The sequence below is a fragment of the Kribbella deserti genome, from assembly GCF_042434725.1.
Classification (GTDB): Bacteria; Actinomycetota; Actinomycetes; order Propionibacteriales; family Kribbellaceae; genus Kribbella; species Kribbella deserti.
On sequence record NZ_JBHLTC010000030.1, the window covers coordinates 369,807 to 377,379 of the forward strand.

The window sequence follows — 7,573 nt, forward strand, 5'->3', positions numbered from 1 at the left end:
TTTCAGCACGGCTCAGGTTTATCAGCGCGGGCCGAGCTCCAGCGGCTGGGTTCGGATCCACCGGGTGGTGGTCTGCTGGCGGCCCATCGCGATGACGTCACCAGCCGGTCCGGCCGAGAAGATCCGGCTGACCCGCTGGGTGGCCATCGGGCCGACACCACGCTGCACCTCGGCCAGCAACTGGTTGACCCGCTTGCGCAGGTCCTCCACCTCGGACTGCAGGTCGAGAATGCGCCGGATCCCCGCGAGGTTGACGCCCTCTTCCTGCGAAAGGTGCTGGACATACCGCAGCCGCGCCACGTCGTACGCCGAATAGCGCCGGCCGCGGCCCGTCGCCCGGGAAGGAACGACGAGGCCGAGCCGGTCGTACTGCCGGAGGGTCTGCGGATGCATTCCCGCCAACTGGGCCGCCACGGAGATCACATAGATCGGGGTGCGGTCGTCCCAGTCCCAGGTCGGCTGGCCCGTGAACGGCATGGTCATCACGCCGTCCCGAACAACCCGGCTCGTAGATCCGGCTGTGCCGACGCCGAGGAGAACTCCTGCAGCTTGGCGCGCTGCTCCGCGGTGAGGTCGTGCGGAACCTGTACGTCGATCGTCAGCAGCAGATCGCCCTTGGTGCCGTCACGGCGGACGGAACCCTTGCCGCGGACGCGGAGCTTGCTGCCGTTCGCCGTACCAGCCGGAATGCGAACTGTGACGGGCAACCCGTCGAGGGTCGGGACCTTGATCTCGGCGCCGAGCGCGGCCTCGGTGAAGCTGACCGGCACCGTCAGCGTCAGGTGCTCGCCCTGACGGCCGAAGATGCGGTGTCCGTTCACGTGCACGGTGACGTAGAGGTCGCCGGAGGGGCCACCTCGTTCGCCGGCCGCGCCCTTGCCCTTCAGGCGGATCCGCTGGCCGTCGGTGACGCCCGCGGGGATCCGGACCTGCATCGTCCGGCTCGACTGGCCACGGCCGGAACCGTGGCAGGTCTCGCACGGCTGGTCCACGACCAGACCGCGGCCCTTGCACTCGGTGCAGGGCTCGGTCATCGCGAAGACGCCACCTTGCACCGAGGTCTGCATACCGGTGCCTTCGCACTTGAGGCAGACCTTCGGCACGGTGCCGTACTTCGCGCCCGTACCGCGGCAGGTCTTGCAGGGCGCGTCGCTGGTCATGCGCAGCGCGACGGTCACCCCGTTCACCGCTTCGGCGAACTCGATCGTCGCCTCGGTCTCGATATCGGCGCCCCGGCGCGGCCGCGCGGTGGAGCTGGTGGTCGTGGTCCGGCCACCACCACCGAACATGCCGCCGAGGATGTCGCCCAGACCGCCGCCGGCACTACCGCTGGCGCCGGACCGGTTGAACAGGTCGCCCACGTCGAAGCCGAAGCCCTGCCCCTGGCCGCCGGCACTCCCCGGCATGCGGAAGCCTCCGCTGCCGAAGAGCCGACGGGCCTCGTCGTACTCCTTGCGCTTCTTGGCGTCCCCGACGACGTCATATGCCTCGGAGACCTCTTTGAACTTGGCCTCCGCAGTGGCGTCCCCGGCGTTGGAGTCCGGGTGGTACTTGCGCGCCAGTTTGCGGTAGGCCTTCTTGATCTCGTCCGGCTCTGCCGTCTTGGAGACGCCGAGAACCTTGTAGAAGTCCTTCTCCAACCAGTCTTTCGTACTCATCGACGCCTCACCTCCTGTCGGGGAATCGCTATTCCTCAGGCTTGTTGTCGGCGGCTGCCTCGGGGAGCTGCTCGGTCGGTTCCGAGACGGCGACCCGGGCGGCGCGCAGGATGCGCTCGCCGAGGCGGTAACCCGGCTGCATCACCAGCGTCGCGGTCGGGCGATCCACCTCGTCGGAGTAGTTGTGCATCAGCGCCTCGTGGATCCGGGGGTCGAACTCGTCGCCGACCTCGCCGAACTTCACCAGGCCGAGCTTCTCGGTGACCCGCTCGACGGACTCGGCGACGGCCTTGAAGGCGCCTTCGAGTTCACCCGCCTCGCGAGCGCGGCCGATGTCGTCCAGCGTCTGCAGCAACTCGGTCAGTACCGAGCCGATGACGAGCTCGCGATTGGCCTCGCGGTCCCGGTCGACCCGGCGCTTGTAGTTGACGTACTCCGCCTGCAACCGCTGCAGGTCCGCCGTACGTTCCGCGAGCGCTTCGGTGAGCAGAGCCTCCTGGGCGCTGGGGCCGATCAGATCGGACGGGTCCCGCGGCGGCTGGGCCGCCGCGGGGTCCGGGCTGGGTCCGCCGGCCGCTTTCGCGGTCTCGCGCAATTGGCCGGTCTCTGGGTCGATCCGGCGCTTGTCGGTGACGACGGGCTCGCCGTCACCGAACTCGGACGGTCGATCGGTCACTTGGTGTCGCCCTCCGGCTTGGCCTTCGGCTCGTCGTCGACGATCTCGGCGTCGACCACGTCGTCGTCAGAGCTGTCGTTGCTCGCCGAGTCGGCGTTGGCGGAGTTCTCGTCGGCGCCACCGGCGGCCTGAGCGTTCGCATACATCGCGGCGCCCATCTTCTGGCTGGACTGGCCGAGCTTCTCCGACGCGGCCTTGATCGCCTCGTCGTCGGTGCCCTCGAGCGCCTTCTTCAACTCCTCGACGCCGTCCTTGACCTCGGTCTTCACGTCGTCCGGGATCTTGTCCTCGTTCTCGCCGAGGAACTTCTCGGTCTGGTAGACGAGGCCCTCGGCCTGGTTGCGGTTCTCGACGGCCTCGCGGCGCTTGCGGTCCTCTTCGGCGTACTGCTCGGCGTCGCGGACCATCTGCTCGATGTCGGTCTTCGGCAGCGCGGAGCCACCCGTGACCGTCATCCGCTGCTCCTTGCCGGTGGCCAGGTCCTTGGCGTTGACGTGCACGATGCCGTTCGCGTCGATGTCGAAGGTAACCTCGATCTGCGGCACGTTGCGCGGCGCCGGCGGCAGGCCGGTCAGCTCGAAGTTGCCGAGCGACTTGTTGTCGCGGGCCATCTCGCGCTCACCCTGGTAGACCTGGATCATCACCGACGGCTGGTTGTCCTCGGCGGTGGTGAAGATCTCCGAGCCCTTGGTCGGGATCGTGGTGTTGCGCTCGATGATCTTGGTGAACACGCCACCCTTGGTCTCGATACCAAGGCTCAGCGGGGTCACGTCGAGCAGCAGGACGTCCTTGACCTCACCCTTCAGCACGCCGGCCTGCAGGGAGGCGCCGACCGCGACGACCTCGTCCGGGTTCACGCCCTTGTTCGGGTCCTTGCCACCGGTCAGCTCCTTGACCAGCTCGGCCACCGCGGGCATCCGGGTGGAACCGCCGACCAGGATGACGTGGTCGATCTTCGACACGTCGATACCGGCGTCCTTGATGACGGCCTTGAACGGCGCGCGGGCGCGCTCGAGCAGGTCGTTCGTCAGCTTCTGGAACTCGGCCCGGGAGAGCTTCTCCTCCAGGTGCAGCGGGCCGGAGTCGGTCAGGCTCAGGTACGGCAGGTGAATCGAGGTCTCAGCCGCGCTGGACAGCTCGATCTTCGCCTTCTCGGCGGCTTCCTGCAGACGCTGCATGGCCATCTTGTCGCCGGACAGGTCCGTGCCGTTCTTGTTCTTGAACTGGGTCACCAGCCACTGCACGATGCGCTGGTCCCAGTCGTCACCACCGAGGTGGTTGTCACCGCTGGTGGCCTTCACCTCGAAGACACCGTCGCCGATCTCCAGCAGCGAGACATCGAACGTACCGCCGCCGAGGTCGAAGACCAGGATGGTCTGCTCGGTGCCCTTGTCCAGCCCGTACGCCAGGGCGGCCGCGGTGGGCTCGTTGACGATCCGGTGCACGTTCAGACCGGCGATCTCGCCGGCCTCCTTGGTCGCCTGGCGCTGCGCGTCGGAGAAGTAGGCCGGCACGGTGATGACCGCGTCCGTGACCTGCTCACCGAGGTAGGCCTCGGCGTCGCGCTTCAGCTTCTGCAGCACGAAGGCGCTGATCTGCTGCGGGGTGAACTTCTTGCCGTCGATGTCGACGTTCCAGCTCTCGCCCATGTGACGCTTGACGGAGCGAATCGTGCGGTCGACGTTCGTGGTGGCCTGGCGCTTGGCCACCTCGCCGACCAGGACCTCGCCGTTCTTGGCGAAGGCCACGACCGAGGGCGTCGTACGGGCGCCTTCGGCGTTGGGGATGACGGTGGGCTCGCCACCTTCGAGTACGGCGATGACGGAGTTCGTCGTACCGAGATCGATACCGACCGCGCGGGCCATGTGCGTTACCTCCACGAAGTTGAGTGATGCGGACTCAATGTTGCCGGGCCGGAGCCCGGAGTTCAAATCGCCGGGGACCGGTGTGATCGATCCGGCAAAGTTGAGTACACCTGACTCAACATGGCACATGACCAGGTCATTCCCAAGATCGAGGTAAAGGATTCAGGGCCGGCTGGGGTCATCCCCTGATCTCCCCCTGCCCCCAGAGCCGTCCGGCATGGGAAGGTGGCTCGGTGAAGCTTCGCCCGATGACCACCGCAGACGAGCCCGCCGTACTCGCGATCAATACAGCTTCTGCCGCCCACCTCCCCAACACCCTTACGCCGGACCGGCTGGACTGGCTCCGGCTGATCTCCGCGCACTCCGCCGTCGTCGAGATCGACGGCCAGGTCGCGGCGTTCGCGCTGACCTTTACCCCTGGGGCGTCGCACGACCGCCTCGACTACCAATGGTTCTCCGAGACCTACGGTGCCAAGTTCCTGTACGTCGACCGGGTGGTGACCGCTGAGCCCTTCCGCCGTAAAGGCGCGGCCAGCATGATCTACCGGGCGCTCGAGAAGGCCGCCCGGCCGTTCGAGCGGTTGGTCTGCGAGATCAACTCGAACCCGCCGGCCACCGCAGGCCTCGCCTTCCACGCCGAACGGGGCTTCACCGAGGTCGGCAAACTCAGCCACGCCGACGGCCGTACGACCGCACTGATGGCCAAGGAGCTCGGAGAGTAGTTCCAGATCCGGGAGATCAGCGACGACCTAGGGCCGCGCCGACCACCTCCCGGGTGTGGATGTCGTAGCTGACGACCAGCAACGTCCCGTCGGGCAATTCGGCCACGGCGGGATTGGCCTGGTCGTAGGTCTCCAGGGCACTTCTACCTGCGTCGTGCACGATCGGGCCTTTGTCGCCGTCCCAGGACGCCAGTGGATCGTCGATCACCGTGACCCGCGTCGGCCTGCGTGGGCTGTCCGCGAGATCCCCGTAGGCCAAGAGAACCCCGCCGTCCGCGAGAGTGGCTGTCGCCGCAGAAGACGCCTGCAGGCGTAGAACCTCGGGCGACGACCAGGTGTGGCCGTGGTCGTCGGAACGCGTCAGACGCGCCCGTACGTCGGTTGTGGCGGGCCCTGAGAGTCCAGGCGACCCGTCATCCGTCCGGAGCAGTGCCGTCACCTGGCCATTCGGCAACAGCGTCAGGACGGGTTCGACGTACCCGGCGCCCAGAATGACCTCGCTCGACTCTGGCCACGTATGGCCGCTGTCGGTGGATCGGACCACACTGCTCACGTACGCCGTACCGCCGGGCGCGACGCCGTAGATGGGCGCGAGTAGATCACCACCGGACAGTTCCAGGATCGGGCCGTGCGTAGCGATGTGACCCGTCCGGAAGCCCCGCCAACTTTGATCGGTCTCACGCCGCATAGTGGAGCCGATGGGCGTGGGTTCTCCCCAGGAGTGGCCGCCGTCGGTGGAGCGGATGACGTCTACGCCGGGAACTTCCCAGGGCAGGGTGTGCCAGTTGATGCGGAAGTAGCTGAGCAGGATGTCGCCGGTGGTCAGTTGTACGAGCATGGGGTCGCGGTCGTCGAGCAGGGTGTCGACGACGATCCGCGGTTCGGACCAGGTGGTGCCGTCGTCGGAGCTCTCGACGACGGCGATCCGGCCGACGCAGTGGGTGTGCGCCCTTGCCACCCGGTACGCCGCGAGCAGCCGGCCGTCGGCCAGCCGCGCGAGCGTGGGCAGGAAAGGCAGCTCACCGTGCCGGGTACGAGCCAGCGTGAACCGGCGGATCACTGGCAACTCGAGCATGGGCCTTCCGGATGCGTTGCCGCTGGTCGGATTGGTTCGCCGGCCCGCTGGCCGAACGAGTTCGCCGGGCGGCTCAGGTCAGGGCGGCGCGATCACGGAAGACGGCGACGATCTCTCGCTGGAAGATGTCGTAGCTGATGATCAGCAGCCGGCCATCCGACAGCTCGACCACAGCCGGGTTGGCCTGGTCGAACGTCTCCGCGCCGGCATCGTGCACCAGGTGCTGAACTCCCTTGTCCCACGGCCCCAGCGGATCAGTGATGATCGTCGCGAGGGTAGGCCGGCCCGGGTTGAGCCGCTTCGAGACGTCGCCGTAGGCGAGCAGCACGCTGCCATCGGCCAAAGTGATCGTGTCGGCCGACGAGGCGTGCAGTTCGAGCGGCTCGGGCGTCGACCAGGTATGGCCGTTGTCGTCAGAACGGGTCAACTCGGCGTCCTGGTCCGTCCGGAGCAAGGCCGTCACCTGACCACCAGGGAGAAGCGTGAGCACCGGCTCGACGTACATCCGGCCAGGCTTGCGCCCGATCACCACCTCGTCCTCCGCGCGCCAGGTCCCGCCCTTGTCGGTGGACCGTACGACGCTTGCGGAGTGGTGCGTATCGCCGGGGAAGACGCCGTACACAGGGGCCAGCAGATCGCCGTTGGGCAGTTCGAGGATCTGGCCGTGGCTCGCAATATGACCGGCGCGGAAACGGTGCCACCGCTCGTCGGTCTCCTGACGCATGGTGGAGCCGACCTCGACGGGCTCACCCCAGGTGTGGCCGCCGTCGGTGGAGCGGATGACGTCTACGCCGGGGACTTCCCAAGGGAGCTTGTGCCAGTCGATGCGGAAGTAACTGAGCAGGATGTCCCCGGTGCTGAGTTGTACGAGCATGGGGTCGCGGTCGTCGAGCAGGGTATCGACGACGATCCGCGGCTCGGACCAGGTCGCGCCGTCATCGGGGCTCTCGACCATGGCGATCCGGCCGACGCTGCTGACGTGGTGCCGGCCCTCCCGATAGACGACCAGGATGCGCCCGTCCAGGAGACGAATGGCGTTGGGGAAGAACGGAAGTTGACCCTCGAGGGTCCTGGCGACGGTCACCTGAGTCATACGGCCTGAGCCTATCCCGCTACCGAAGCCCTCGCCGAGGCACACCGACCGGACCTCACGACCGTTCCAGCCGTCGACGTGACCGGCCATGGCCGGCAACTCATTCCGGCCAGCCCTCAGTGATCGCCTTCGTGCGGTGGCACTCCGCACCACAGGGAGCGGGCAATCGGGGAGAGACGGCCGATCGGGAGAATGCGGAAAAAGGGGGGGCACAAATGTTAAGGGCCACCCGTTGCCGGGTGGCCCTTAACAGTGTGAATGTCCGGCGACGTCCTACTCTCCCACGACCTCCCGGTCGCAGTACCATCGGCGCTGGCGGGCTTAACTTCCAGGTTCGGAATGGAGACTGGGTGTTTCCCCGACGCTATGGTCACCGTAACTCTTGTAGAACATGAGCCAATCTCACCGGTGTTGCTGGGTGTGTTGGCTGTGTTCTGAGAGCTGCATAGTGGACGCGTATGTTGCGCAAGTTCATGTTTGTTGT

General features: G+C 67.0%; 7 protein-coding genes and 1 rRNA gene. 1 reads left to right on the plus strand and 7 read right to left on the minus strand.

All coding sequences use genetic code 11. The features are described from left to right. Positions 1 to 21: 21 nt before the first annotated feature. The 4 genes from ACFFGN_RS24430 to dnaK are packed head-to-tail and all read right to left on the minus strand — an operon-like array spanning position 22 to position 4,199. Positions 22 to 483, minus strand: coding sequence for a heat shock protein transcriptional repressor HspR (locus tag ACFFGN_RS24430; protein WP_446685216.1), 462 nt, complete (start codon positions 481 to 483; stop codon positions 22 to 24). Then, positions 483 to 1,658: a molecular chaperone DnaJ gene (gene dnaJ / locus ACFFGN_RS24435; protein WP_380051674.1), complete on the minus strand. Its 1,176-nt coding sequence runs from the start codon at positions 1,656 to 1,658 to the stop codon at positions 483 to 485. Before dnaJ ends, ACFFGN_RS24430 begins: the two co-directional genes overlap by 1 nt. A 28-nt stretch (positions 1,659 to 1,686) precedes the next feature. Further along, a complete protein-coding gene (gene grpE / locus ACFFGN_RS24440; RefSeq protein ID WP_380051676.1) occupies positions 1,687 to 2,334 on the minus strand; it encodes a nucleotide exchange factor GrpE in 648 nt (215 codons plus the stop codon). Further along, complete coding sequence (gene dnaK, locus ACFFGN_RS24445) at positions 2,331 to 4,199, minus strand: molecular chaperone DnaK (protein WP_380051678.1); 1,869 nt, start codon at positions 4,197 to 4,199, stop codon at positions 2,331 to 2,333. The genes grpE and dnaK overlap by 4 nt, the downstream gene beginning before the upstream one ends. A 233-nt stretch (positions 4,200 to 4,432) precedes the next feature. Here dnaK and ACFFGN_RS24450 point away from each other — a divergent pair, with 233 nt between their 5' ends. Further along, positions 4,433 to 4,921 carry a GNAT family N-acetyltransferase gene (locus tag ACFFGN_RS24450; RefSeq protein WP_380051680.1) on the plus strand — a complete coding sequence of 163 codons (489 nt, stop codon included), beginning with the start codon at positions 4,433 to 4,435 and terminating at the stop codon, positions 4,919 to 4,921. Between the two features lie 16 nt (positions 4,922 to 4,937). Here ACFFGN_RS24450 and ACFFGN_RS24455 read toward each other — a convergent pair whose 3' ends face one another. The 3 genes from ACFFGN_RS24455 to rrf all read right to left on the minus strand — a co-directional run bounded on the left by ACFFGN_RS24455 (position 4,938) and on the right by rrf (position 7,467). Further along, a complete protein-coding gene (locus ACFFGN_RS24455) occupies positions 4,938 to 5,996 on the minus strand; it encodes a sialidase family protein (RefSeq protein ID WP_380051682.1) in 1,059 nt (352 codons plus the stop codon). Positions 5,997 to 6,069: 73 nt separating this feature from the next. After that, on the minus strand, positions 6,070 to 7,089 hold the full coding sequence (locus ACFFGN_RS24460) for a sialidase family protein (protein ID WP_380051684.1): 1,020 nt from the start codon (positions 7,087 to 7,089) through the stop codon (positions 6,070 to 6,072). Positions 7,090 to 7,349: 260 nt separating this feature from the next. Continuing rightward, positions 7,350 to 7,467, minus strand: a 5S ribosomal RNA gene (rrf, locus tag ACFFGN_RS24465). Between the last annotated feature and the right edge of the window lie 106 nt (positions 7,468 to 7,573).